The organism is Qipengyuania sp., assembly GCF_048550555.1.
In the GTDB taxonomy this organism is placed as follows: domain Bacteria; phylum Pseudomonadota; class Alphaproteobacteria; order Sphingomonadales; family Sphingomonadaceae; genus Qipengyuania.
This window is the reverse complement of the sequence record NZ_JBLYYF010000012.1, coordinates 1-24,198: the sequence shown is the minus strand read 5'-3', so window position 1 is coordinate 24,198 and position 24,198 is coordinate 1. Positions and strand designations below refer to the sequence as shown.

Below are 24,198 nucleotides of genomic sequence, written 5' to 3'. Positions count from 1 at the left end.
ATGCGAAGCGAACACCTGGCCGGCGGCGAACGCCCGATTGCGGAGGCCGCCCGCGGCAAGCGAATCGGCGAGCGCGAGCTGATCTGGATGATGGCGCTGCTGATGGCCTGCAATGCCTTCGGCATCGATTCGATCCTGCCCGCGCTCGACCACCTCGCGACCAGCCTCGGGGCGGAGGGCAATTCGCGCCAGTTCGTGGTGGGCGTCTACCTGCTCGCGGCGGGTGTCGGCACGCTGGTCCCGGGCGCGTTTGCCGATCGCTATGGCAGGCGGCCCGTGCTGTTTACCGCGCTGGGCTGCTACATTGTGCTGTCGCTGGCCTGCGCCGCAGCCACCACCTTTCCGCAGATGATCGTCCTGCGCGCACTGCAGGGATTCTTCGCCGCCGGGATCATCGCGCTCCCCCCTGCGATCATCCGCGACCGCGTGGGCGGGGACAAGATGGCGCGGATGATGAGCCTGATCTTCGTCATCTTCCTGCTCGTGCCGGCGGTCGCGCCGAGCATTGGACAAGGCGTGCTCCTGCTGCTGGGCGACTGGCGCTGGATCTTCGTGGCGATGGCGCTGCTCGGCTGCGTCATGAGCGGCTGGGTCTATTTCCGCCTTCCCGAGACGCTGCACGATGAAGACCGGCAGGCCATCAATGTTGCGGTGATCGCGCGCAACATGCGCAGCGCGGTCACGCTGCGCTCGACCATCGGCTACACGCTGGCGAGCGCGCTGGTCTTCGGCGGGTTGTTCGGCTTCATCAACTCCTCGCAGCAGCTGATCGGCGAGGCCTTCGGTGCGGGCGACAAATTCCCGCTGCTGTTTGCCATCTGTGCCGGTTGCATGGCGATCGCGAACTGGTCGAACAGCCGCATCGTCGAGCGCGTCGGTGCGCGGCGGGTCAGCCATACGGCGCTGTTCCTGTTCATCCTGGTCGCGGGTCTGCAACTGTGGTTCGCCAACCAGCCCGATGAAACGCTGTGGACTTTCGTCCCGCTGATGGCCGCCAATATGAGCCTACTCGGTTTCATCGGGGCGAACTTCGGCTCGATCGCAATGCAGCCGTTCAAGCATATCGCGGGTGCCGCCTCCTCGGCGCAGAGCTTCCTGCGGATGACCACGGGGGCACTGCTGGGCGCCGGGATCGGCTACGCATATGACGGCACCGCCCGGCCGCTTGCGCTGGCGTTGCTGGTGACCGCCACGACGAGCCTTCTGTTCGTGCTCTACTCGGAACGCGGCTCGCTGTTCGGTGCGCCGGAACCTGACGACGATTGAGTCTCGGCTAGTCGCGATGCCCGATGGTACGCCGGAAGGTTTCCGGCAGGAACAGCAGGCCGACCACCAAGCTCAGCAAGGCCACCCCGACCGGGTACCAAAGTCCGGCATAGATATCGCCCGTTGCCGCGACCATGGCGAAGGCGATGGTCGGCAGGAAGCCGCCGAACCAGCCGTTGCCGATATGGTAAGGCAGGCTCATCGCAGTGTAGCGGATGCGCGCGGAGAAGAGCTCGACCAGCAGTGCCGCGATCGGCCCGTAGACCATGGTCACCAGCAGCACGAGTGCGGTGAGAATGGCGACGACCATGGGCTTGTCGATCCGTGCCGGGTCGGCCTTGGCGGGATAGCCTGCTTCGGCCAGCGCCGCGGTGAGCTCGTCGGTCCCCGAGCCAGGACGGATGTCGACAGTGTGGGTCCCGATGCTGACTCTCGCGAGCCCCGGCGCGTCGCTGAGCGAGCCGTCGGTATAGGGTACACCCGCCTTGGCCAGTGCCGACTTGGCGATGTCGCAGCCATTGGTGTCGAAGGCAGTCTTCCCGACCGGATCGAATTGGACCGAACATTCGTCGAGTGCGGTGCTGACGACCACGGGCGCGCGCGCCTGCGCTTCCGCCAGCGCCGGATTGGCAGCCCCGGTCAGCGCGCCGAACAGCGGGAAATAGGTCAGCGCGGCCAAGGCCAGTCCGCTCATGATGATCGGCTTGCGTCCGATGCGGTCCGACAGCCAGCCGAAGACGAGGAAGAACGGTGTGCCTATGGCGAGCGCGATGGCGATCAGTATGTTGGCCGTGCCGCCATCGACCTTGAGTACCTTCTCGAGGTAGAACAGCGCGTAGAACTGGCCCGTGTACCAGACCACGGCCTGCCCGGCGACCGCGCCGAGCAGCGCGACAAGCACCCACTTGAGATTGCGCCAGCGGCCGAAGGCTTCGGACAGAGGGGCCTTCGAGGTTTCGCCTTCCTCCTTCATCGCCTGGTAGACCGGGCTCTCGGCGAGCTGCAGGCGGATCCACAATGATACGCCGAGCAGAATCGCCGACAGCAGGAAGGGCACGCGCCAGCCCCAGTCGGCGAAGGCCTCCTCGCCCATCCAGCTCCTCAGTCCGATGACCACCAGCAGCGCGGCGAAAAGACCGAGCGTGGCGGTGGTCTGAATGAAGCTGGTGTAAAACCCGCGCTTCCCTTCGGGCGCGTGTTCGGCGACATAGATCGCCGCGCCGCCGTACTCGCCGCCGAGCGCCAGGCCCTGCAGCAAGCGCAGGCCGACGAGCAGAAGCGGCGCGGCAACGCCGATGCTGGCATAGCTCGGCAGCAGGCCCACTGCGAATGTCGACAGGCCCATCAGCCCCATCGTCACGAGGAAGGTGTACTTGCGCCCGACAAGGTCGCCCACCCGGCCGAAAACCAGCGCGCCGAAGGGGCGTACCGCAAAGCCGGCCGCGAAGGCGCCGAGCGCAAGGATGAACGCGGTGGTGTCGTTGACGCCGGAAAAGAACTGCGCGGAGATGATCGTCGCGAGCAGGCCGTAGAGGTAGAAGTCGTACCACTCGAACACCGTCCCCAGGGACGATGCGATGATCACCTTGCGGTGCGACGGCGCGGCGATTGCGGTCTCGTTCATGAAATTCCCCCCGACGCTCACTCGCTTCCCAGGCGCCGCCATGCAAGGCCGGCGAATTCGCACAGCAGCGGGCGCGTGTCGCGCGGGTCGATGATGTCCTCGACGTTGAAGCGCTCGGCGCTGCGGAAGGGCGAGGTGACCTTGTCCAGTCGCTCGCGGATCGCCGCAAGCTCTGCCGCCGGGTCCTCTGCCGCTTCGAGCTCGGATTTGTAGGCAACCTCGAGCCCGCCCGCGATCGGCAGGCTGCCCCAGTCGCCAGAGGGCCAGCAATAGCGGTACTGATAGCTCTCGGCATTGCTCATCGCGCTGCCGGCGATGCCATAGGCGCGGCGCAGCACCACGGAGGCGAGCGGGACCGTCGCCTTGTAGATCGCGTTCATTGCCTGCACTCCGTAGCGGATCGTGCCCGCTATCTCGGCCTCGCGCCCGATCATGAAGCCGGGATTGTCGACCAGATGGACGATCGGCAGGCGGAACAGGTCGGCCAGCTTGACGAAGCGCTCGACCTTTTCGCTGGTCTTGGCGTCCCAGCTTCCGCCCAGATAGGACGGGTCGCTCGCCAGCACCATCACCGGCCAGCCGTCGAGCCGGGCGAGTGCGGTGATGCAGGCGCGGCCCCACATGCGGCCGATCTCGAACACCGTGCCCTGGTCGAAGACCATCTCCATGCAGCGCCGCATCGAATAGACCTGCTTCTCCTCGCGCGGGACGATGCTCAGCAGCGCCTGCTCGCGGCGGTGGACCGGATCGGTGCAGTTGGAGCGGCGGGCGAGCTGGCCGACATGTTCGGGCATGAAGGACAGGAAGTGGCGCGCCCGGGCGAAGGCCTCGGCCTCGGAGCCGACCTCGTCGTCGACCACGCCGTTGCGCGTGTGGATGCCGCTGCCGCCGAGATCCTCCTTGGCCTGCTGGTGATCCTCGGACCCCTTGTAGGCTTCGCCGAGCCCGTCGACCACGGCGGGTCCGGCGGCGAAGATCTGGCTGAGGCCGCGGACCATGATCGAATAGTGGCTGGCCGCGACCCGCGCGGCGCCGAGCCCGGCAGTCGGGCCGAGCGCGAGCGCCACCACCGGCACGGTGTCGAGATTGGTCACGACATCGGACCATCCGGGCACGGCCGGGATATAGGTCGCGCCGATCATCTCGAGCGTCTTGACGCTGCCGCCGCCGCCGGTGCCGTCGATCATGCGGACGATGGGCAGCTTGAGCTCATGCGCCATCTTTTCGGCCTGCACCATCTTGCGGCTGATCCCGGCATCGGCCGCGCCGCCGCGAATGGTGAAGTCGTCTGCTGTCGCGACCACGGGTCGACCGTTTATCTCTGCTTTGGCGAACAGGAAGGGGGCAGGGAGAACGCCGGTGAGGTTGCCCTCCTCGTCATAGGAGCCGCGCCCGGCGATCTTGCCGATCTCGCGGAAGGAACCGTCATCGACCAGTGCGGCGAGCCGCGCGCGGGCATCCATCTTGCCGCGTGCATGCTGGCGAGAGACTTTCGCTTCGCCGCCCATCTGCTCCGCCAGCGCTTCGCGATGGCGCAGTTCCTCGAGTTCTCGCTCCCAACTCACCAGCCTCTCCCGTCATTGCAAGACGCCGCAGGCGCCGCGTCGCTACGCTCGCAATGACTGGCAGGTTTGTGAAGCCTTATTCGTCGTTCGGCTCGACCACTGCGAGCACGGCCTCGACCTGGACCTGGCCGCCTTCGCTGACCGACAGCTCGGTCACCGTTCCGTCGAACGGCGCGGTGAGCGCGTGCTCCATCTTCATCGCCTCGAGCACCATCAGCCGCTGGCCGGCGGTAACGGTGTCGCCCTCGGCCACGTCGACCGCGATGACCTTGCCTGGCATGGGCGCGACGATCGCGCCATCGCCGGCGGCAGCGGCACCGGAGCCGCGCGACTGGCGTTCGAAGGTGAAGCTCTGTCCGTCGGCGAAGACCACCGCGCGTGCCGCGTCGACGAAACCTGTTGCGGCGAGTTCGGGACCCGAAAGGGCCGCCGAAACCTTGCGCGTTTCACCCTTGTGCGTGAGCGTGGTCGCCAGCACGCCTGAGGCGTTGAGGCGCAGACCGATGGGCAGGTCCTCGTGTTCCTCTACCTCGGCTAGGGCGATGAAATCGGCGGCGCTTTGCCAGATGGCGTCATCCGCCTCGTCGGACGCGACGAGGCTGTCGAGCTTGGACTCGATGAAGCCGGTGTCAAGCTTGGCGTCCTCGAAATCCTCGTCGCGCAGGCAATTTGCGATGAAGGCGGCGTTGGTCTTCACCGGCCAGATCTCGACGCCCTCGGCGATCTCGGCGAGTTGGTCGATGGCGTCGCCGCGGCTCTCGCCCCAGACGACCAGCTTGGCTACCATCGGGTCGTAGAAGGGCGAGATCATGTCGCCTTCCTCGACACCGGTCTCGATGCGGCCTTCGACACCGAGGTCGAAATGGTCGAGCGCACCGGTGGAGGGCAGGAAGCCGCCGGCCGGGTCCTCGGCATAGAGGCGCGCCTCGATCGAATGGCCGTCGATGACGAGCTCGTCCTGCTGCAGCGGGATCGGCTCGCCGCTGGCCACGCGCAGCTGCCATTCGACCAGGTCGACGCCGGTGATTTCCTCGGTCACCGGGTGCTCGACCTGCAGGCGCGTGTTCATCTCCATGAAGAAGATACGGTCGGCGCGCAGGCCTTCGCTCGCATCGGCGATGAACTCGATGGTGCCGGCGCCCTCGTAATCGACCGCCTTTGCTGCACGAATTGCTGCACCGCATATTGCAGCGCGCGTGTCCTCGTCCATTCCGGGCGCGGGCGCTTCCTCGATGACCTTCTGGTGGCGGCGCTGAAGCGAACAGTCGCGTTCGAAGACGTGGACGACATTGCCATGGCTGTCGCCGAAGACCTGCACCTCGATATGTCGCGGCGAGGTGATCCACCTTTCAAGGAGGACCTCGTCATTGGAGAAACTGGCCTTGGCCTCACGCCTGCAAGACTCAAGCATTTCAACGAATTGCTGCGCAGCATCGACCTTGCGCATGCCCTTGCCGCCGCCGCCCGCCACGGCCTTGATCAGCACCGGATAGCCTATCGCTTCGGCTTCCCGTTGGAGGCGCTCGACCGACTGGTCCTCGCCCTCATAACCGGGCGTCACCGGCACGCCCGCCTCGCGCATGAGCTTCTTGGCCGCGTCCTTGAGGCCCATGGCTTCAATGCTGCTCGGCTTCGGTCCGACCCAGATCAGCCCCGCATCGATCACTGCCTGCGCGAAGCCTGCATTCTCCGACAGGAACCCGTAGCCAGGGTGGATGGCCTCGGCACCGGCCTGCTTGGCCGCGGCGATGATCTTCTCGCCGACGAGATAGCTTTCGGCGGCGGGCGAGGGCCCGATATGCACCGCCTCGTCTGCGCTGCGCACGTGCAGCGCCCGGGCGTCGGCGTCCGAGTAGACCGCCACGGTGGCGATGCCCATCTCGCGCGCGGTGCGGATGATGCGACAGGCGATCTCGCCGCGGTTGGCGATAAGGAGTTTGCTGATCATGCGAGCGCGCTAGCCGTAGCGTCGCAGCGTATCAAGCTACCAGCCCGCGACGGGCTTGAAATCGTGGCGCGACCAGACGATCGGTTCGCGCGGACCTTTGGGGCGATTCCAGAGCGCTTCGAAGAAGGCGGCAATCATGTGCCACAGTTTCTCGATCGAGCCGACGCGGGTGCGGCTGTCCCAGGCGAGCTGGCCGCGGGTGAGCACCTTGCGTCCGATCGCGCCGTAAATGCGCGCGGCGGAGAGCACCGCCCAGCGCTGGCGGAAGCGCAGCCGTTTCGTCCCGAGCCTGGCTGCCGCCTCGTGCTTTTCCATCAGTGCGATGAGTCGCGGCATCAGCCAGGCGAGACGGAAGCGGTTCTCGGGCAGGGCATGCTCGCCCTGTTCCCACCCCATCTCGTCGAGCCAGGTCTTGGGCAAATAGCAGCGCCCGGCAGCATCGTCCTCGACGATGTCGCGCGCGATGTTGGCGAGCTGGAAGGCGAGGCCGAGATCGCAGGCCCGATCGAGCGTCTCGCCGTCGTCGGGGTGCACGCCCATGATCCGCGCCATCATGATCCCGACCGCGCCCGCGACATGATAGCAATATCGCAGCATGTCCTTTTCGGTCTTCGGCCTCCAGCGCGTCGCGTCGAGCGCGAAACCGGCGATCACGTCGTTCGCTTCCGCCAGCGTCAGCCCACATTCGTCGGCGACGAGGCCGAAAGCGTCGAAGGCGGCGTCGGCGGTCGGCTGTTCCTCGAAGGCGCGTTTGGTCAGGACGCGCAAGGCCTGGACGCGATCCTCGGCATCCTTCGGCGTGCCCTGGTCGCCCAGCGGCCCGCCCTTGTCCTGATTGTCGGCAATGTCGTCGCAGCGGCGGCACCAGGCATAGAGCAGCCAGCTGCGTTCGCGCGTTGCCTTGTCGAACAGCTTGGAGGCCGCCGCGAAACTGTGCGAGCCCTGCTCGATCGATTCGAGCGATTTCTCGACCAGCATCGCGCGATCGCGCCCGCCCCCCGCCCGCGCCGGCGTGGGCCGCATGTAACGCGAAGGCACGAGGGGGCGCGGCGTGTTCAGAGCTCTTCGGCCTTCATCTGGAAGATCGGGGTATGCGCGCGGTAGGCGCCCATCCTGTCGAGCAGCGCGGCGAGCGTCTCGGCATCGAGAATGATCCCCTGATGCGCCGGGCGCACGAAGCCGACATCGGCCATGTGGCGGTTGAAGGCGATGAGGTGGTCGTAGAAGCCGAAAGCGTTCAACAGGCCGACTGGCTTGGTGTGATAGCCGAGCTGCGCCCAGCTGACCGCTTCCCACAACTCGTCCATCGTGCCGACACCGCCGGGGATGGTCACGAAGCCATCGGACAGATCGGTGAAGCGCTGCTTGCGCTCGTGCATACCCGAGACGGTGTAGAGCTCGGTACAGTCGTGGTTGGCGACTTCGGAATTCGCCAGCGCATCGGGGATCACCCCGATCACCTCGCCCCCCGCGTCCAGCGCACCGCGTGCGGTCGCGCCCATCAAGCCCAGCCGGCCGCCGCCATAGACGACGCCGATTCCGCGCTCGGCGAGGCCCTTGCCCACATCGTAGGCCAATTGGATAAAGCGCGGGTCCTCGGGCGAGGCCGATCCGCAGTAGACGGCAAGTCGTTTCATCTCGCGGCTCATCCCGCCAAATCCTCCAGCATCAGTCCGGCAGTCGCCTTGGCGCTGCCGACCACGCCGGGGATTCCGGCGCCGGGGTGCGTCCCAGCACCGACGAGGTAGAAATTGTCAAGCACGTCGTCGCGGTTGTGCCCGCGGAACCAGGCGCTCTGGGTGAGCAGCGGCTCGAGACTGAAGGCGCTGCCCATATGCGCATTGAGGTCCATTGCGAAATCGCGCGGCGCATAGTGGAACTTGGTCACGATGCGGTCCTGCAGGCCGGGGATCAGGCGATGTTCGAGCTCTTCGAGGATGCGCTTTTCCAGCAGCGGCCCCATCTCTTCCCAGTCGACGGCGAGCTTGCCCATGTGTGCCACGGGAATGAGCGCATAGAAGGTGCTCATGCCCTCGGGCGCCATGGACGGATCGGTGACAGTCGGATGGTGCAGGTAGATCGAGAAATCCTGCGGCAGCACGCCGTGATCGTAAATGTCCTCGAGCAGGCCTTTGTAGCGCGGTCCGAACAGGATCATGTGGTGCGGAATCCCCGGCCAGCTGCCTTCGATCCCGAAGTGAACCACGAACAGGCTCGGGCTGAAGCTCTTGCGTGCGAGGCTGCGGGAATAGTCGGCGCCGCGCTTCGACCCGGCGAGCAGGTCCTTGTAGCTGTGCATGATGTCGGCATTGCTGGCGATCGCATCGAAACGCGCGCGCCAGCCCGAATGAGTCTCCACTTCGGTCACCTGCTTGCCGAGCGTGTGGATGCGGACCACCGGATCGTGCAGGCGGAGGGTCCCGCCGAGGCGTTCGAAATGGCGTATCATGCCGGCGATCAGCCGGTTGGTACCGCCCTTGGCCCACCACACGCCGCCGTCGACCTCGAGTTTGTGGATCAGCGCATAGATGCTGCTGGTCTTCATCGGGTTGCCGCCGACCAGCAGCGTGTGGAAGCTCAGCGCCTCGCGCAGCTTCTCGTTTTCGACATAGCTTGCCACGGTCGAATAGACGCTGCGCCAGGCGCGCTGCTTGGCGAGGGCCGGGGCCGCCTTGAGCATCGACTTGAAGTCGAGGAAGGGGACATGGCCGAGCTTGACGTAGCCTTCCTGATAGACCGCCTCGGAATAGTCGAGAAAGCGCTGGTAGCCGGCGACGTCGGCGGGATTGAGCTGTGCGATCTCGCGGAACAGCTGGTCCTCGTCGTTCGAATAGTCGAATTGCGTGCCGTCGGGCCAGGCGAGGCGGTAGAAGGGCATCACCGGCATCAGCTCGACATCTTCGGTGATGTCGTGCCCCGACAGCGCCCACAACTCCTTCAGGCAGTCGGGATCGGTGATGACGGTCGGCCCCGCATCGAAGGTGAAACCGTCCTTCTCCCAGAAATAGGCGCGCCCGCCAGGCTTGTCGCGCGCTTCGACGACCGTCGTCCGGATGCCCGCCGACTGGAGGCGGATCGCCAGCGCGAGGCCGCCGAAGCCGGCGCCGATGACGCATGCGCTCTTGCCGCCGGCTGGAGGCGTATCGGGCATGGTCGCGTCGCTCGGGGTAACGGGGGTAGTCGTCTCGGCGTTCATTGCGATCTTTCATGGACGAGCGGGCTGCCCTTGCCAAGCAGCGCGCGCATGGCGGCGAATACGGGCACGGGCGGCTTGCCCGAGAGGACGCGCAGCCTGTCCGTCGGGGTGGAGCGCCCGGCGTAGAAGCGTTCGACCAGCGGTTCGCGCAGGCGATAGAAGCGTCCGAAGACCCGATATCGTTCTTCGGGCCGGGCCGCGTCGAAGAGCATGCGGCCGAGGCTGCGGTAGAAGCCCGTGGCGCGCCAGTGGTCGCCGGCCCGCTGCTCGAACAGGGTGGCGACCCGTCGGCCAGACAGGCGGGCATGACGCGCCAGTTCCAGCGCGTTGGCGACGGCGAAGGGCAGGGTGTAGCTAGTCAGCGGATGAGTGAATCCGGCGCGCGCGCCGCTGCGCACGATGCCCGGCTCGCCGAGGCCCGCGTAATAGGCAGCGAAATCGCCGCCGGTGATGACGGGCAGCACGCCGGTCTCGCCGCCGATGGTTTCGCCTTGCCAGCCCATCGCCTCGCAATAGCGATCGATCCGTTTCGAGAGCGCATCGCGGTCGAGCTCCGCACTGTCCGAGTAGTACGTATCCTCGACGAAGAGCTCGTCGGCAGCCAGCGGCAGGGTATAGACGAAGCGATAGGCATCGTGCTGGCGCACGCGTGCGTCCATTATGATCGGTCGGGTAAGGCCGTGCGGTTCGCGGGTTCGCAGGTGGCGCCCCATGAACAACTGCCACCCTCCGCGCAGGTGCGGGGACGGTTCGAAATCGCGGCAGTCGACCACCACGCGGGCCGCCATCCGCTCGCCGCTCTCGAGCGTCACGCTGTCGGAAGAGACCTGCGACACGCGGCTGCGCATGCGGATTGCCTCTGGCGGAAGCTCGCCCCGCATCGTTTCGTCGAAATCGCTGCTGGCGAGCGAACGGTAGCCCGCCCCCAGCGTTCGCTCATACCCGGGGAAGGCGACGTCATAGCCCCGGTTCCATTCGGTTTGGCGGAACAGCGACAGCAATTCCGCGCCGGCCGGATCGAGATCGCTGGTAAACCAGCTCCAGCGGTGGTTGCCACCGAGCGTTTCCCCCGCCTCGAACAGGGCGATCCGCATTTCGGGATGTGCGCGGTGCACGGCCAGCGCGGACAAGCCGCCCGCCAGCCCGCCGCCTACCACTGCCAAGTCTATCGCGCGCCCGTCCATCGTGGCCGGGGCTTAGGCCTGAAGCATGCCTGCGGCAATCGTCTAGGCTGGAGTCACCGGGAACGCGCCCTCGCTCCGGGTGTTGGTCAGCAAACAGGGAATTCAGGGAAAATCGATGAAAACCATTTCCGCTGCCGCGCTTTCCGCCGTGCTTGTCGTCGCTTCACCCGCATATGCCCAGGAGGCCGGCGACAGCGAGACGGTAGCGGATGCCTACGAGGGCTCGGTCTTCGACGGCGACTGGCTCAGCATCGGGGCGGGGGCGGTCTATTCGCCCAGCTACAAGGGGTCCGACGATCACGTCGTCTCGCCGCTGCCGATCATCCAGGGCAGCCTTGGCGGTGTCGGCATCAACCCGCGGCCCGGCGGGCTGGCGCTCGACTTTCTCCCCGATGCCGATGGCGAGGTTGCCTTTTCCGCCGGCGTGGCGGCCAAGCTCAACCGCAACCGCGCGACGCAAATCGAGGATCCGGTGGTCGAAAGCTACGGCAAGCTCGACACCGCGTTCGAGGTCGGGCCGACGGTCGGTGTCAGCTTTCCGGGGCTCCTCAATCGCTACGACAGCCTCAGCTTCAATCTCGATGCGCTGTGGGATGTCGCGGGGGCCCATGACGGGATGACCGTGTCTCCGACCATCACCTATTTCACCCCTGTCAGTCGCGGTGCGGCGATCTCGCTCTCGGTCAGCGCGACGCATGTCGATGACGATTATGCCGATTACTATTACTCGGTGCCTGCCGGCGGGGCCCTGCCCGCCTTCCAGGCCGAGGGCGGCTTCGAAAGCGCGGGGGTCAACCTGCTCGGTGCGGTCGACCTCGACGGCGACCTTGCCAATGGCGGCCTCTCCCTCATCGTCCTTGGCGGCTACTCGCGCATGCTCGGTGATGCCAAACGTTCGCCTTTCACCTCGATTCGGGGTGATGCCGACCAGTGGATGGGCGCAATCGGGATCGGCTACACTTTCTAGGTCCCGCTTTCGCTTGCCCTCGACACCGTGGGCATGCATCTCTCGCTGCCAAGGGAGAGATACCATGAAGTTCGCCACTGTTCTCGCGCTCGCCGGAGCGCTGATTGCCACGCCTGCGCTGGCTGACACCGTCATCATCCACGCCGACGGCGTGATCGTCGATGCCGACAGCCCCCCGCGCGGCCAGTCGACGGTCACCGTCACCGACGGGCGGATCGTCAGCATCGAAGACGGGTTCAAGGCTGCACCCGATGGTGCGACCATGGTGGATCTCGCGGGCAAGATCCTGGCGCCCGGCATGGTCGATCTCCACGTCCACCTGACAGGCGATCCGGGCGGCGATTTCTGGAAGGAGGCGGTCGAGCCCGACGAATGGGGCGTGGTCGTGGGCGCCAAGAACGCGCGGCTGACCGCGCTGGCCGGCTTTACCACCGTGCGCGAAGCGGGCAGCGGGCCGGAGAGCGGCTTTGCGCTGCGCCGCGGGACGGCGGAAGGCTTCATTTCCGGACCGCGCATCGTCGCGGCGGGCGTCCCCCTGTCGATCATCGGCGGCCATGGCGACGTCAACGGCTTCCGGCCCGAGGTCAACGAGGTGCTCGACACGGGCTTTACCTGCACCGGCGCGGTCGAATGCGCCGAGAAGGTCCGCCTCGCCAGCCAGAACGGGTCCGACGTCATCAAGATAACTGCGACGGGCGGCGTGCTGAGCCAGCAGGGCCGCGGGCTCGAAGCACATTTCACCGATGCCGAGATGAAGAGCATCGCCGATACCGCGCATTCGCTCGGCCTCAAGGTCATGGCGCATGCCCATGGCGCGCGGGGGATTGAGGCGGCGAGCCGCGCGGGGATCGACACGATCGAGCACGGCACATATCTCGACGAGGCAGCCGCGCGCGAGATGAAGAAGAACGGCACCGTGCTCGTCCCGACGCTGATGGCTTTCAAGGGCGTCACAGAGCGGCTCGGCAAGGGCATCTATACGCCGGTTGTCGAGGCCAAGATCGAGGCGGTCGCCGAGACCGCCCGCGTATTCATGGGCAAGGCGCTGCGCTGGGGCGTGCCGATCGCCTTCGGTACCGATGCCGGGGTGTTTAGTCACGGTCGCAATGCAGGAGAATTCGCGCTGATGGTCGCGCAGGGCATGAGCCAGCGACAGGCCTTCGCCAGCGCGACCACGGAAGCCGCCAAGGTGCTCGGGATGGAGGGCGAGATCGGCCGCATCGCGCCCGGCTATTCGGCTGACATCATCGCCGTCGATTCCAATCCGCTCGAGGACACCTCCACCCTCGAAAACGTCGAATGGGTCATGGTCCGGGGGCGCGTGATCGAATAGTTGCTGGCCTTTCCCGCAATTTGACGCGGATCAATGCATTGCCTTGCTCTCAGCTGTGATAAACACTGCCTTGAGAGGAGACGCGAATGAATGCTGTCGGCGCGGTCGAGGGCGATGCAGCGGCCACCCACGTGGACGTGCTGATCGTCGGAGCGGGGATTTCGGGGATCGGTTCGGCCTATCACCTGCAGGAGCAATGCCCTTGGGCGAGCTATGCGATCCTCGAGATGAAGGACACGTTCGGCGGCACCTGGGATACGCACCAATATCCCGGCGTTCGCTCCGACAGCGACCTCTACACCTTCGGCTATCGCTTCAAGCCTTGGGTGGGCGCGCCCATCGCCAGCGCCGGGGAAATTCTCAAATACATGGGCGAGGTGATCGATGAGAACGGCATCGGCGACCACATCCGCTACGGTCACCGGATCGCTTCCTGCGCCTTTTCGCGCGATACCGGCCTGTGGACCGTCGCCGCGAAGCGGCTCGCCGACGGAGCCCAACTGACCTTCACCTGTCATTTCCTGTGGATGTGCCAGGGCTATTACGATCACGAAAATCCCTACGTCCCGCCCGAATGGGAGGAGAAGGGGTTGGGCGATTTCCGGGGCGACTTCGTCCATGCGCAGAACTGGGTTCCCGACTACGATTTCAGCGGCAAGCGTGTGCTGGTGATCGGCTCGGGTGCGACCGCGGCAACCGTGGTCCCGGCCTTCGCCGAAAAGGCGGCGCATGTAACCATGCTCCAGCGGTCGCCGACCTATTTCTTCTGCAGCGAGAACAAGAACGAACTCGCCGACCGCCTGCGCGAAATCGGTGTCGACGAGCCGACCGTTCACCGCGTCGTGCGCCAGCAGATCATGTTCGACCAGGATGCGCTCACCCGCCGCTGCCAGGAAGAGCCCGAGGTGGTGTTCGAGGAGCTGAAGGAACTCGTGCGTGCCTTTACCGGCAAGCCCGATTTCGAGTTCGAGCCGCATTTCACGCCCAAATATCGGGTCTGGCAGCAGCGGCTCGCCTTCTGCCCCGAAGGCGATGTGTTCAAGGCGGCGGTAGAGGGCAAGCTGACCGTGGTCACCGACACGATCGACCGTTTCACCGAGACCGGCGTCCGGACCGCGTCGGGCGAGGAGATCGAGGCCGATCTGATCGTCGCCTGCACCGGTTTCAACCTGCTGGTCATGGGCGGCATTCCCTTCACCGTCGATGGCGAGAGGGTCGATTGGGCCGATACCGTCACTTATCGCGGGATGATGTTCACCGGCGTGCCGAACATGGCCTGGGTGATGGGCTATTTCCGCGCCAGCTGGACGCTGCGCGTCGACATGATGGGCGATTTCGTCTGCGGTCTGCTCAACCATATGCGCAGCCAAGGCGTCGACCGGGTCGAGGTGCGGATACGCGCCGAGGACGAGGGCATGGACATCCTGCCGTGGATCGAAAGCGAGAATTTCAATCCGGGATATCTCATGCGCGGACTCGATGCGATGCCGCGCCGCGGCGACAAGGCGGAATGGCGGCACAACCAGGATTACTGGCGCGAACGCGAGGAAATTCCGGCCATCGCCTACGACGCCCCCGAATTCGCATATTCGGGGGATCGCCCGATCGGCGCGAGCCGGCGCGAGGAAGCGGTCGCGGCGTAAACCGGGGAACTGATTGGAAAAGACGTCTATCGAATGACATCGCACGGCCATGGGGGCCCGCTTGCTCGATGACGCAGTTCCTGTATCGCCGGTGCGATACGCAATTCAGGGGTAATTTGCATGAAACTGGTTCGTCACACCCTCGCTTCGGGTGCCGCGCTCGCGCTCGTCCTTTCTGCCGGTCCGGCGCTAGCGCGCGATCACCACGACGGCAATGAAGCCACTGCGCAAACGAGCGAACACGACAAGCTGTTCGCCCTGTTCGCCGATGCCGACAAGCGCAGCCTCGACCTCAACCCGCTGGGACGCCTGTTCCGCGGCGACGACAAGAATGCCGACCGGCTGGGCGATTTCCTGACCGATTCCTCCTTCTACGCGGGCCGTCTCGATACGCAGCTCAACCTCGCCAAGCTCGAGCTGATCGATCGCAGCAAGCTGAGCGAAACCGACCAGCTGGCTTACGACGTCTTCAAATATAACGAAGAATCCGCGCTCCGCGGCCAGACCGACGAAATCCGGGCACTCACCGAAGTCCGCCCGGTGAATCATTTCTCGGGCTTCCACACCTTCTATCCCAGTTTCGCCAGCGGCGATTCGGCGGCGCAGTTCAAGACGCTGGCAAATTACGAGGACAACCTCTCGCGCCATGACGATTACATCGCCATCTCGGGCCGCGCGATCGAGAAGTTTCGCGAGGGTATGGAGAGCGGGGTGCTGGAGACCAAGCTCACCATCGGAAATGTGATCCAGCAGTTCGACACCATGCTTGCGATTCCGATCGAGGATTCGCAATACATGAAGCCGGTCAAGAACTTCCCCGAGGATTTCTCCGAAGAAGACAAGGCGCGGCTGACCGCGGCCTATGAGACGAAGACCAAGGAAATCTATGCTGCGGATGCGCGCATGCGCGATTTCCTGCGGGACGAATACCTGCCGGCGGCGCGCGAGAGCGTCGGCCTGAGCCAGATGAAGGGCGGCGACAAGCTCTATGCCCAGATGATCGAACAGACGACCACGCTGCCGCTCACCGCCGACTATCTGCACAATCTCGGCCTCTCCGAGGTCGCGCGCATCAAGCAGGGCCTCGAAGCGATCAAGGAAAAGGTCGGCTTCGAGGGCACGCTCAACGAATTCTTCGACTACGTGCGGACCGACGAGAAATTCAAGCCGGAGAGCCGTGAGGCCCTGACCCAGACCTATTACGATATCGGCAAGCAGGTCGATGCGAAGATTGGCGACCTGTTCTCGCTGGTCCCGAAGACGCCGCTCGATATCAAGCCCTATGATCCCTCGATCGAACAGTTCCAGGCGGGCGGTTCCTACGAATCGGGCGCCCCCGACGGGTCGCGCCCCGGCACTTTCTATTTCAACGCCTACGATTTGCCGAGCCGTCTCACGACCGGCAATGTGACGCTCTATCTTCATGAAGGCGCCCCGGGTCACCATTTCCAGATCAGCCTCGCGCGCGAGAACGAGAAGCTGCCCGCCTTCATGCGGTTCGGCGGCAACACGGCCTATGTCGAGGGCTGGGCGCTCTACGCCGAGACTCTGGGCCGCGGGATGGGCTTCTACGAAGACCCGTGGAACCGTTACGGCACGTTGCAGGACGAGCAGTTGCGGGCGATGCGCCTCGTGGTCGACACCGGCCTCCACGCCAAGGGCTGGACGCGCGAACAGGCGATCGATTTCATGCTCGAGAATTCCGGAATGACCCGCACGGAAGTGGTCGCCGAAGTGGAACGCTATATCGCGATCCCTTCGCAGGCGCTGGCTTACAAGGTCGGTGCGCTCAAGATCCAGGAATTGCGCAAGAAGGCCGAAGCGCAGCTGGGCGATGATTTCGACATTCGCGAATTCCACGCCCAGGTGCTCGACACGGGAAGCCTGCCGCTGCCGGTGCTCGAGGCGAAGATCGACCGCTGGATCGCGTCCAAGGCCCGGTGAGGCGGGTACGGGCGGGGATTGCCGCCCGGCCCAGCTGGCGAGCGCGACATCGGCGCGCTACCCCCTTTGCACGTTTGTGGCAAAATAGGGTGACCTGCCGATGGACTGGCTGCGCCGGGCGGACTGGCTGACGCGCGAGCGGGTGCGCGGCTATGCGCTGCTGCTCGCGGCTGCCAGCCTTGCGCTGCTGGCCAATTCCTATCTCAACGCTATTGGGCCCGGGGGCACCGATTTCCTCGCCTTCTGGGGAGCGGGAAAGGTCACCGCGGCGGGCGATCCGGCTGCGGCCTACGATCTCGCGGTGCAGCAACGCATCCAGACCGCCACCGGGAGCGAAGGCTGGTTCGCCTTCGTCAATCCGCCGCCCTTCCTCTTTGCCGTTGCGCCGCTGGGGGCACTGCCGTTTCCGATCGCCTGGATCGTCTGGGTCTTGGCCACATGGGCGCTGTGGGCATGGTCCGGCATTCGTGCCTTTCCGCGGCTGTGGCCGCTTGTCATCGCCTATCCCGGCGCGCTGATCGCCGCCGGGCACGGCCAGACGGGATTGCTGACGGGCGCCTTGCTGATCGCGGCCGCCGACCGGTTGGACAGGCGCCCGGCGGCAGCGGGGGCCGCCATCGGCGCGCTGGTCATCAAGCCCCATCTGGCGCTGCTCGCGCCGGTCTGGTTCGCCGCGGGCTTGCGCTGGCGTGCTTTTTTTGTCGCGGCTGCAGTGGCCCTCGGCCTCGTCGCGCTTTCCTGGCTTGTGTTCGGCGGCGCGACGCTGGTCGCCTATACGAGCAGCTGGCATGCGAGCGAAGCGCTGATGGAAGGGACCAACCCCGATTTCCTGCTGCGCATGACCACCTTCTTCTCGCAGGCGCGGCTGCTCGGCGGGGAGGGAGCGGGACTGGCGGCGGGCGCGTTGTCGGCCCTGATGGCGCTGGCCGCCGCCGCGCTCGCCCATCGGCGGTTTTCGCGCGATCCGCGCGGCGCCGGCGCAGCGGTCCTCGCGGCGAGCGCGCTCGCCTCGCCCTATCTCTTCAACTACGACCTGCCCTTCCTGCTGTTTCCCACGCTGTGGCTGGTCGCAGAGGGCCTCGCGAGAGGCTTCCGGCCCTACGAGAAGCTCGCCCTCCTGCTGCTCTATCTCGCGCCCTACGCGACGCGCGCGCTCGCTTTTCCCCTTGGAATCAACCTCATGCCGCTCGCCGCGCTCGCATTGCTGGCGCTGGTGTGGAGCCGTGGCGGCGCAGGTGCGGGAACCACACACGCGGCCTAGGGTTTTTAGCGGCAGGACGGTGGGAAGAGTTTCATGGAGAAGACCATGTCGAGCTTGTCCTTCCACAGCAGCCGGCCCGACCGCTGGGTGCAGCCCAAGCCCTATTGCGACAGCTCGCTGCGCTTTCAGGCGCACGGGCGGATCCAGCCGATGGAAGAGCCGGGCTTTCTCGCCCGGCTGTTCGGCCTGCGCTGAGGTTTTGCCGGCGTCGAGGTTGAGGCGCCGGGTACAAGAAAATGGGGCCGGAGGTCGCAGCGACTTCCGGCCCCATTCTTATTCGGCCCAGAACCCGGTCAGTATTCTTCGGGTTCCTCGGGCGTTTCGGCGGTGTGCGTGGGCCCGGCGGTCCGGTCGCCGCGCGCGAGCGCGAAGACGACGCCGCTGAGCAGCGCCAGCGCCAGCAGGTTGGGCAGGGCCATGGCCGCGTTCGAGATATCGCCCAGGCGCCAGACCAGTTCGCTGGGTTGCGCGGCACCGATGAAGATCACCACGCACCACAGCACGCGCCAGGCCATGTGGAGCTTCTTCTCGCCCTCGCGGGTCGATCCCTTTACCCGGTCGTAGAGGAAGGTGATCGCACGCTCCCCGTAATAGCTCCAGGTGAGCAGCGTGGTGAAGACGAACAGGATCAGTGCGATCGAGGCGATCAGCGTGCCCAGCGGGATCGAGCCGATCTCGAACGGGAAGGCGGCGGCAAAGGCGCCGCTGGTCATCTCGAAGCCGACCCTGTCCGATTGCCACACGTGGATCACCGGCTGGCCATTGGCGGTGAAGTTGCCCTCGACCGTCAGGATGACCAGCGCGGTCATGGTACAGATGACGATCGTGTCGATGAAGGTGCCGAGCATCGCCATGCGGCCCTGCTGTTCGGGATCGTCGGTCTGGGCGACGGCATGCGCGATCGGGGTCGAACCCTGGCCCGCCTCGTTCGAGAACAGGCCGCGTGCCACGCCCGCGCGAATCGCCATGATGATCGCCGCGCCGGTGAAGCCGCCGACCGCGCTCTGTGGGTTGAAGGCACCGTGGAAGATGAGTCCGAAGGTTTCGCCCAGATCCTGGAAATTGAGCGCCAGCGCGATAAGCGCCATGACGATGTAGGTCGCCGCCATGAACGGAACGACCTTCTCGGCGACATTGCCGATCGACTTGATGCCGCCGATGATGACCACGAAGACCACGGCTGCGGTGAGCAGGCCGCCGATCCATTCGGGAATGCCGAAGAGCTCGTTCATCCCGTCGGCCATGGCGTTGGCCTGGATCGAATTGCCCGTGACGAGGCCGGAGAACAGCGTGCCGAGCGCGAAGACGATCGCCAGCCAAGTCCACTTCGGTCCGAGGCCCATGACGATGTAGCTCATCGGACCGCCCCGCTTGACCCCGTCGCTGGTCGTCTCGCGATAGCGGATGGCGAGGCTGCCCTCGGCGAAGGCGAGCGCCATGCCGAACAGCGCGGTGATCCACATCCAGAACACCGCGCCCGGGCCGCCCAGCGCGATCGCGGTGGCGACCCCGGCGAGATTGCCGGTGCCGACCTGGCCGGACAGCGCCGTCGACAGTGCCGCGAAAGGCGAGATCTCGCCTTCGCCGGCCTGCTTGCGACCCGCGAAGAGCCCCTTCACCGCGCTTCCGAAGCGGGTGATGGGATAGAACTTCAGTCCCACCATGAACCACAGGCCCACGCCGAGCAGGACAACGGCGAGCGGCGGGATCGGAATGACGCTTTCGCCGTTCCAGGTCCCGCCCCAGATGAAGTCGGAAATATTGGTGACCGGTTGAATCAGTCGCTCGCCCAGGCCGGCTGGTTCGGCTGCAGACATTGTGGATTATCCCCTCATGCGTCCCGTTTGGGTGGATCGCAGCGGAAGCTAGAGGCGCGGGCGCGGCTTGGAAAGGGCCGATTTCGCTGCTTCCACGCGCTTGCCTTTTGCTCCGCGCGGGCCTAGGTGCGGCGCTGTCTTCCGACATTGGGAATCGAAAAAGCCCCTCCCGGTCTTGCATCGGGGCGGCGAGAGACCCTACCTGAAAGGGACGTGGCGGAAGGCGGCACGATTTTTACTCGAGAGACGTGAGCAATGGCAGAGCAGAAGAAGACCAGTCCGGCGGAATTCCTCCGGCAGGTGCAGACCGAGGCGCGCAAGGTCGTGTGGCCGACGCGCGAGGAAACGGTGCGCACGGCGATCTTCGTGTTCATACTGATGCTCATCCTCTCGGTCTTCTTCCTCGGCGTGGATACGCTGTTCAGCGCGGTCGTGCGCTGGCTGCTGACGATCGCCTGAGCCGCATTTCGACAGGGTAGTTAGAACATGGCACGCTGGTACATCATCCACGCCTATTCGGGTTTCGAGAACAAGGTCCGCGACGCGATCATCGCGGAGGCCGAGCGTCTGGGCCTGTCCGAAGGCGTCGAGGCGGTCGAAGTCCCGACCGAGACGGTCACCGAGGTCAAGCGCGGCAAGAAGGTTCAGGTCGAACGCAAGTTCATGCCGGGCTACGTGCTCGCCAAGCTGAACATGACCGACGATGTCTATCACCTCGTCAAGAACACTCCGAAAGTGACCGGCTTCCTCGGCACCAACAACAAGCCCCAGCCGATCTCCGAACGCGAAGCGGCGCGCTATTTCGGCGGTGTGGAAGAAGCCCGGGCGGCACCCAAGAAGGACATCAGCGTCGATTACGAGATCGGCGACCAGGTCAAGGTGCTCGACGGACCCTTTGCCAGCTTCAACGGCCTCGTCGAGGAGCTCGATTTCGACAAGCAGAAGGTCAAGGTCTCGGTCTCGATCTTCGGCCGCGCGACGCCGGTCGAACTCGACTTCGAACAGGTCGAACTGGTCAAATAAGCACCGGACATTCGATGCTTCGAAAGAAGCCCCGCCCGGCTGTGCCCGGCGGGGCTTCTTGATTCAGAACGTGTCGCTCAGCGAAATCGAGGCGCGCCAGTCCTCTGGCAGCTGGATCCCGTTGAGGTTCTGGTACACCGGCACGCCCAGCTCGACGCCGATCTGAGGACGCTCGTTTCCGCCGAATGGCAGCGCGACATTGGCTCCGAACCCGGCCAGCAGCCTGTCCCCACCGTAATTCTCCTGCCGGTCGGCAGGAGTCCGGTGGTTGTGGGGGTCGTTGTAGTGGCCAAGGACCTGCCCCTCGTGTTCCCAGGTAACCCGGCTGGTCAGGCTGAAGCCGTCGTCCACCAGATAGCTCAACCATCCGCTCACCTGCGCCTTGTCGCCGAAGGCGAAGCCGCTGTCGTTCGAGCTTTCGGTGCGCCAGCGATAGCTTGCCTGAGCGCCCCAACCCACCATGCCGGACTGGCCGGCAACGGTGACGGAAGGTTCCACGTCCCACGTTCCGCTGCCCGATTGCATCATGTAGTGAACGAAGGTGCCATCGGGATTCTTGCGATCCGCCTTGCCGGTGGGGGCCCACACTCCCAGCGTGGCATGCGCCTTGAATCTCGGCGTGTTGGCGAGGCGATAGCTCACCGACACCAGCGTGTCGCCGAGCCCCTGCACCGAATGCGTCATGCTCTGGCCGAACGGCAGGCCGGCATGGCCGTGACCCATGTCCATCCCGTCCATGTCCATTCCGGCAGACCCGGTGTTCATCGGATCGATTCCGACCATGGTCATTTCGTGGCGCATCCAATGCGGCATGACCATCAGCGTCAGCTTGTCGTTGGGCGCGTACATGAGGTCGAGCATGACCATGTCCATGGTCATTTCCTGCGCCTTCACCTTGTAGCCGGCGGCGAGGATCTCGGCATCGGATACGGGATCGGTACCAGACTGGCTGGAGCCCGCGTGCCGGCTTCTCGTGTAGCGCAGGCCGATCATGAACTCGCCTCCGTCATGGGTGTGCTCGTTCATCAGCCCTGCGGCTGGGTGCAGGGTCACGGGCGTGACGACGATCGGATCGTCCTGCCCGCCGGTGGTGGCGGGAGCGTCCTGGGCAAGGACGGGGTGGGCGGCAAGCAGCGGTAGCGACGCCAGGACGGCGCGCGCATATACATGTTTCATCGTTGATTCCTGTCGTGAATTGGATGTGGCCGTGGTGACGGCATCACCCATTCAGCGGGTAATGCCGGTCAGGCAGCGACAGGAGGCCCGCGGCCGGGCGGGGTCAGGAAAGCGGTGCGTTCGAGCAGCAGGCTGGCCAGGACGGCGACGGGTAACTGAGCGGCTGGGGGCGAGGCGACCAGAGCCGGACTGACGGCGGGCAGGGGTGCGTCGCCGGCGAAACCGGCAAACAGGCACGGCGCCGAGTCATGCGCAGCCGTATCGTCCGGCGCCTTTTCGCGGTTGAGCGGAATTGTGACGGTGGCGGCCGAATTGCACATCTTCGCCACGATCACGTCGCCGCGGCTGGTGTCGGGCATCCACCCGGCGGGCACGAGTGCACGCAGGAACAGCGTTGCAGCCAGCAGCAGCCAAATCGCCTTGGGTGAGCGCGCGTGCACCATGGCACGCGCGCTTAGCCGGGCCGCTTGGGCCCGGCAAGCATCGGCTATGCGGTCAGCTGCAGGCGCTCGACCGATCGGCCGCCAGCCGCGATGCGATGGTCGTGGTTCGCAGGACGAGCGAAGTATTGTCGCATTTCTTGAGCTGGAAGCGCACCTTGCGATCCTTGAAATCGAGCGATACGCGGCGGAAGTTTTCCATCAGGTCGGTGCCCAGCAGGAGCGAGGGCTTGTCTTCCAGTCCGAAGACTTCGAAGGGCGGAATATCGGCAAAGGCGATCGGCACGTTGCGCAGCAGGATTGGACCCAGCTTCAATTCCTTCACCAGCAGGAAATCGAGCTCCATCTCGTTGCCGGTGACGCCGTAGACCTTGATCTTGCTGAAATTGCCGGCGCGTTTGAGCGCCAGCCTGTCGCGCAGCGCGCGATTGCCGATGGTGATTTCGGATCCCGTGTCGACCACCGCGTCGACCTTCTGTTTGCCTACCTTGACCTCGGTCAGGATCAACTGGCCCTTCTGAAGACGGCCCTTCACCACGATCAGGCCATCCATCACCAGGCCCTGGGTAAATCCGTCGTCGACGCTGATGTGGCGATTCTCGAAATCGATCAGCAGGCGCTGCTCGACCAGCGCATCGAGCCCGATCATCCCGTCGCCGCCCAAGTCGCGTTCGTCGAGGACGGGAAGCTCGAGGTCGGTCGTCACCGTGGGACCGAGGACGATTTCGTCCACCAATACGCGATTGACCAGCTTGCTCTCGGTAACCCCGTGCAGCATTGCCGGCGAGCCCGCCGGCATGGCAAGCCTTCCGGCAAGTTTCTCGCCCACGACCGAGGAATCCGCACCGCTGTCGACCACGAATTTGTGCGGGCCGGTGCCATTCACCATGACGTCCACGGTCATCCGGCTGCGCAATTTGCGCGCCCCGATCTCCTCTCCGCCGATGGCCAGCGTTTCGTCGAATTCCGCCGCTGGCAGGCTGGGCATGCGCAGGTCGTTGGATTCGGGAGGTTTCTGCCCTTGGGCAGCGACGGGAGAACCACCGCACATCAGTGCGACGGTTACGATCGAGCTGATACCTCTCCTCATAAGGGTGTGACTATACCACAAGAAAGCCGAAAACCACGGACCTTCGACAGGCGTGGCACTGCGGTCGATCGGGGAACGGGCAATTCCTAGCCGACCCGGCGGGCCCGCGAATCGCTTGCATTCCCGCGCCAAAACGCTATGTGCGCGCCTTCCCAAGCCAGCTTCGGGAAACCGCGCGGAAGGTCCGCAGCCCATCGCATTGGGCGGACCGCTTGACCGCTTACCATGAGCCGGACGTCGAAAGAGGTTCGGCAACAGTGAGAAAGGAGGCCATTCATGGCCAAGAAGATCGACGGCTATATCAAGCTGCAGGTGCCCGCGGGCATCGCCAATCCCTCGCCGCCCATCGGCCCTGCGCTGGGTCAGCGCGGCGTGAACATCATGGAATTCTGCAAGGCGTTCAACGCCGCGACCGACAGCCTCGAAAAGGGCATGCCGATCCCGACGACGATCACCGTCTACGCGGACCGTTCGTTCACCTTCGTCACCAAGAGCCCGCCGGCCAGCTTCCTCATCAAGAAGGCCGCCAAGCTCAAGTCGGGCTCGAAGGAGCCGGGCAAGGTTTCGGCCGGAACCATCAAGCGTTCGGCACTCGCCGAAATCGCCGAGCAGAAGATGGCCGACCTGAACGCGAACGACATCGAACAGGCCACCAAGATCATCGAAGGCAGCGCGCGTTCGATGGGCCTCGACGTGGTGGAGGGCTAAGACCATGGCAAAG

21 protein-coding genes are annotated in these 24,198 nt (G+C 65.2%); 10 read left to right on the top strand and 11 right to left on the bottom strand.

What is annotated here, in order from left to right:
• A complete protein-coding gene (locus tag ACN4E0_RS02185; RefSeq protein ID WP_419565142.1) occupies positions 1–1,266 on the top strand; it encodes a multidrug effflux MFS transporter in 1,266 nt (421 codons plus the stop codon).
• A 7-nt stretch (positions 1,267–1,273) separates the two neighbouring features.
• Here the strand turns inward: ACN4E0_RS02185 and ACN4E0_RS02180 are convergent, their stop codons facing one another.
• From ACN4E0_RS02180 to crtY, 7 genes are all read right to left on the bottom strand, one after another.
• Positions 1,274–2,890, bottom strand: coding sequence for an MFS transporter (locus tag ACN4E0_RS02180; protein WP_419565074.1), 1,617 nt, complete (start codon positions 2,888–2,890; stop codon positions 1,274–1,276).
• Positions 2,891–2,907: 17 nt separating this feature from the next.
• Positions 2,908–4,455, bottom strand: coding sequence for an acyl-CoA carboxylase subunit beta (locus tag ACN4E0_RS02175; protein ID WP_419565072.1), 1,548 nt, complete (start codon positions 4,453–4,455; stop codon positions 2,908–2,910).
• Positions 4,456–4,531: 76 nt separating this feature from the next.
• Positions 4,532–6,403 carry an acetyl/propionyl/methylcrotonyl-CoA carboxylase subunit alpha gene (locus tag ACN4E0_RS02170; protein ID WP_419565070.1) on the bottom strand — a complete coding sequence of 624 codons (1,872 nt, stop codon included), beginning with the start codon at positions 6,401–6,403 and terminating at the stop codon, positions 4,532–4,534.
• Positions 6,404–6,439: 36 nt separating this feature from the next.
• Positions 6,440–7,426, bottom strand: a complete 987-nt coding sequence (locus ACN4E0_RS02165) for a phytoene/squalene synthase family protein (RefSeq protein WP_419565068.1) — start codon at positions 7,424–7,426, stop codon at positions 6,440–6,442.
• A 32-nt stretch (positions 7,427–7,458) separates the two neighbouring features.
• On the bottom strand, positions 7,459–8,040 hold the full coding sequence (locus ACN4E0_RS02160; protein WP_419565140.1) for a TIGR00730 family Rossman fold protein: 582 nt from the start codon (positions 8,038–8,040) through the stop codon (positions 7,459–7,461).
• Positions 8,041–8,048: 8 nt separating this feature from the next.
• Positions 8,049–9,554 (bottom strand): phytoene desaturase, encoded by a 1,506-nt coding sequence (locus tag ACN4E0_RS02155; RefSeq protein ID WP_419565138.1) that lies wholly within the window; start codon positions 9,552–9,554, stop codon positions 8,049–8,051.
• Between the two features lie 41 nt (positions 9,555–9,595).
• On the bottom strand, positions 9,596–10,783 hold the full coding sequence (gene crtY / locus ACN4E0_RS02150; RefSeq protein WP_419565066.1) for a lycopene beta-cyclase CrtY: 1,188 nt from the start codon (positions 10,781–10,783) through the stop codon (positions 9,596–9,598).
• A 115-nt stretch (positions 10,784–10,898) separates the two neighbouring features.
• Between crtY and ACN4E0_RS02145 the strand changes: the two genes are divergently transcribed.
• The 6 genes from ACN4E0_RS02145 (at position 10,899) to ACN4E0_RS02120 (ending at position 18,126) form a co-directional block, all read left to right on the top strand.
• The gene (locus ACN4E0_RS02145) at positions 10,899–11,750 is read left to right on the top strand and encodes a MipA/OmpV family protein (protein ID WP_419565063.1); all 852 of its coding nucleotides are present in this window, start codon (positions 10,899–10,901) and stop codon (positions 11,748–11,750) included.
• 64 nt (positions 11,751–11,814) lie between these two features.
• Entirely contained in the window at positions 11,815–13,083 is a 1,269-nt protein-coding gene (locus tag ACN4E0_RS02140; RefSeq protein WP_419565061.1) for an amidohydrolase family protein, read from the top strand.
• A gap of 86 nt (positions 13,084–13,169) precedes the next feature.
• Positions 13,170–14,726 carry a flavin-containing monooxygenase gene (locus tag ACN4E0_RS02135; protein WP_419565058.1) on the top strand — a complete coding sequence of 519 codons (1,557 nt, stop codon included), beginning with the start codon at positions 13,170–13,172 and terminating at the stop codon, positions 14,724–14,726.
• 120 nt (positions 14,727–14,846) lie between these two features.
• Positions 14,847–16,670, top strand: coding sequence for a DUF885 domain-containing protein (locus tag ACN4E0_RS02130; RefSeq protein ID WP_419565056.1), 1,824 nt, complete (start codon positions 14,847–14,849; stop codon positions 16,668–16,670).
• Between the two features lie 100 nt (positions 16,671–16,770).
• On the top strand, positions 16,771–17,931 hold the full coding sequence (locus tag ACN4E0_RS02125; RefSeq protein WP_419565054.1) for a glycosyltransferase family 87 protein: 1,161 nt from the start codon (positions 16,771–16,773) through the stop codon (positions 17,929–17,931).
• A 33-nt stretch (positions 17,932–17,964) separates the two neighbouring features.
• The gene (locus ACN4E0_RS02120) at positions 17,965–18,126 is read left to right on the top strand and encodes a hypothetical protein (RefSeq protein WP_419565052.1); all 162 of its coding nucleotides are present in this window, start codon (positions 17,965–17,967) and stop codon (positions 18,124–18,126) included.
• 98 nt (positions 18,127–18,224) lie between these two features.
• Here the strand turns inward: ACN4E0_RS02120 and ACN4E0_RS02115 are convergent, their stop codons facing one another.
• Positions 18,225–19,748 carry an alanine/glycine:cation symporter family protein gene (locus ACN4E0_RS02115; protein WP_419565050.1) on the bottom strand — a complete coding sequence of 508 codons (1,524 nt, stop codon included), beginning with the start codon at positions 19,746–19,748 and terminating at the stop codon, positions 18,225–18,227.
• Between the two features lie 255 nt (positions 19,749–20,003).
• On the opposite strand from ACN4E0_RS02115, the gene secE reads away from it, so the two are divergent.
• Together secE and nusG are read left to right on the top strand one after the other, a co-directional pair.
• Positions 20,004–20,207 carry a preprotein translocase subunit SecE gene (secE, locus tag ACN4E0_RS02110; protein ID WP_419565047.1) on the top strand — a complete coding sequence of 68 codons (204 nt, stop codon included), beginning with the start codon at positions 20,004–20,006 and terminating at the stop codon, positions 20,205–20,207.
• Between the two features lie 27 nt (positions 20,208–20,234).
• Positions 20,235–20,771, top strand: coding sequence for a transcription termination/antitermination protein NusG (gene nusG, locus ACN4E0_RS02105; protein WP_370032582.1), 537 nt, complete (start codon positions 20,235–20,237; stop codon positions 20,769–20,771).
• A 63-nt stretch (positions 20,772–20,834) separates the two neighbouring features.
• Here nusG and ACN4E0_RS02100 read toward each other — a convergent pair whose 3' ends face one another.
• The 3 genes from ACN4E0_RS02100 to ACN4E0_RS02090 form a co-directional block, all read right to left on the bottom strand.
• On the bottom strand, positions 20,835–21,947 hold the full coding sequence (locus tag ACN4E0_RS02100) for a hypothetical protein (protein WP_419565045.1): 1,113 nt from the start codon (positions 21,945–21,947) through the stop codon (positions 20,835–20,837).
• A 68-nt stretch (positions 21,948–22,015) separates the two neighbouring features.
• Complete coding sequence (locus tag ACN4E0_RS02095) at positions 22,016–22,390, bottom strand: hypothetical protein (protein ID WP_419565043.1); 375 nt, start codon at positions 22,388–22,390, stop codon at positions 22,016–22,018.
• Positions 22,391–22,442: 52 nt separating this feature from the next.
• Positions 22,443–23,477, bottom strand: coding sequence for a retroviral-like aspartic protease family protein (locus ACN4E0_RS02090; RefSeq protein ID WP_419565040.1), 1,035 nt, complete (start codon positions 23,475–23,477; stop codon positions 22,443–22,445).
• Between the two features lie 276 nt (positions 23,478–23,753).
• On the opposite strand from ACN4E0_RS02090, the gene rplK reads away from it, so the two are divergent.
• A complete protein-coding gene (gene rplK, locus ACN4E0_RS02085) occupies positions 23,754–24,185 on the top strand; it encodes a 50S ribosomal protein L11 (protein ID WP_221603399.1) in 432 nt (143 codons plus the stop codon).
• Positions 24,186–24,198: the final 13 nt, after the last annotated feature.

Bases quoted from the DNA above. Each gene is read 5' to 3' on its own strand.
- rplK (WP_221603399.1), top strand. From the start codon at position 23,754: ATGGCCAAGAAGATCGACGGCTATATCAAGCTGCAGGTGCCCGCGGGC.
- ACN4E0_RS02145 (WP_419565063.1), top strand. From the start codon at position 10,899: ATGAAAACCATTTCCGCTGCCGCGCTTTCCGCCGTGCTTGTCGTCGCT.
- ACN4E0_RS02115 (WP_419565050.1), bottom strand. From the start codon at position 19,748: ATGTCTGCAGCCGAACCAGCCGGCCTGGGCGAGCGACTGATTCAACCG.
- ACN4E0_RS02155 (WP_419565138.1), bottom strand. From the start codon at position 9,554: ATGCCCGATACGCCTCCAGCCGGCGGCAAGAGCGCATGCGTCATCGGC.
- ACN4E0_RS02180 (WP_419565074.1), bottom strand. From the start codon at position 2,890: ATGAACGAGACCGCAATCGCCGCGCCGTCGCACCGCAAGGTGATCATC.
- nusG (WP_370032582.1), top strand. From the start codon at position 20,235: ATGGCACGCTGGTACATCATCCACGCCTATTCGGGTTTCGAGAACAAG.
- crtY (WP_419565066.1), bottom strand. From the start codon at position 10,783: ATGGACGGGCGCGCGATAGACTTGGCAGTGGTAGGCGGCGGGCTGGCG.
- ACN4E0_RS02125 (WP_419565054.1), top strand. From the start codon at position 16,771: ATGGACTGGCTGCGCCGGGCGGACTGGCTGACGCGCGAGCGGGTGCGC.
- ACN4E0_RS02090 (WP_419565040.1), bottom strand. From the start codon at position 23,477: ATGAGGAGAGGTATCAGCTCGATCGTAACCGTCGCACTGATGTGCGGT.
- ACN4E0_RS02165 (WP_419565068.1), bottom strand. From the start codon at position 7,426: ATGCGGCCCACGCCGGCGCGGGCGGGGGGCGGGCGCGATCGCGCGATG.
- ACN4E0_RS02140 (WP_419565061.1), top strand. From the start codon at position 11,815: ATGAAGTTCGCCACTGTTCTCGCGCTCGCCGGAGCGCTGATTGCCACG.
- ACN4E0_RS02185 (WP_419565142.1), top strand. From the start codon at position 1: ATGCGAAGCGAACACCTGGCCGGCGGCGAACGCCCGATTGCGGAGGCC.
- ACN4E0_RS02100 (WP_419565045.1), bottom strand. From the start codon at position 21,947: ATGAAACATGTATATGCGCGCGCCGTCCTGGCGTCGCTACCGCTGCTT.
- ACN4E0_RS02120 (WP_419565052.1), top strand. From the start codon at position 17,965: ATGGAGAAGACCATGTCGAGCTTGTCCTTCCACAGCAGCCGGCCCGAC.
- ACN4E0_RS02130 (WP_419565056.1), top strand. From the start codon at position 14,847: ATGAAACTGGTTCGTCACACCCTCGCTTCGGGTGCCGCGCTCGCGCTC.
- secE (WP_419565047.1), top strand. From the start codon at position 20,004: ATGGCAGAGCAGAAGAAGACCAGTCCGGCGGAATTCCTCCGGCAGGTG.
- ACN4E0_RS02135 (WP_419565058.1), top strand. From the start codon at position 13,170: ATGAATGCTGTCGGCGCGGTCGAGGGCGATGCAGCGGCCACCCACGTG.
- ACN4E0_RS02170 (WP_419565070.1), bottom strand. From the start codon at position 6,403: ATGATCAGCAAACTCCTTATCGCCAACCGCGGCGAGATCGCCTGTCGC.
- ACN4E0_RS02095 (WP_419565043.1), bottom strand. From the start codon at position 22,390: ATGGTGCACGCGCGCTCACCCAAGGCGATTTGGCTGCTGCTGGCTGCA.
- ACN4E0_RS02160 (WP_419565140.1), bottom strand. From the start codon at position 8,040: ATGAAACGACTTGCCGTCTACTGCGGATCGGCCTCGCCCGAGGACCCG.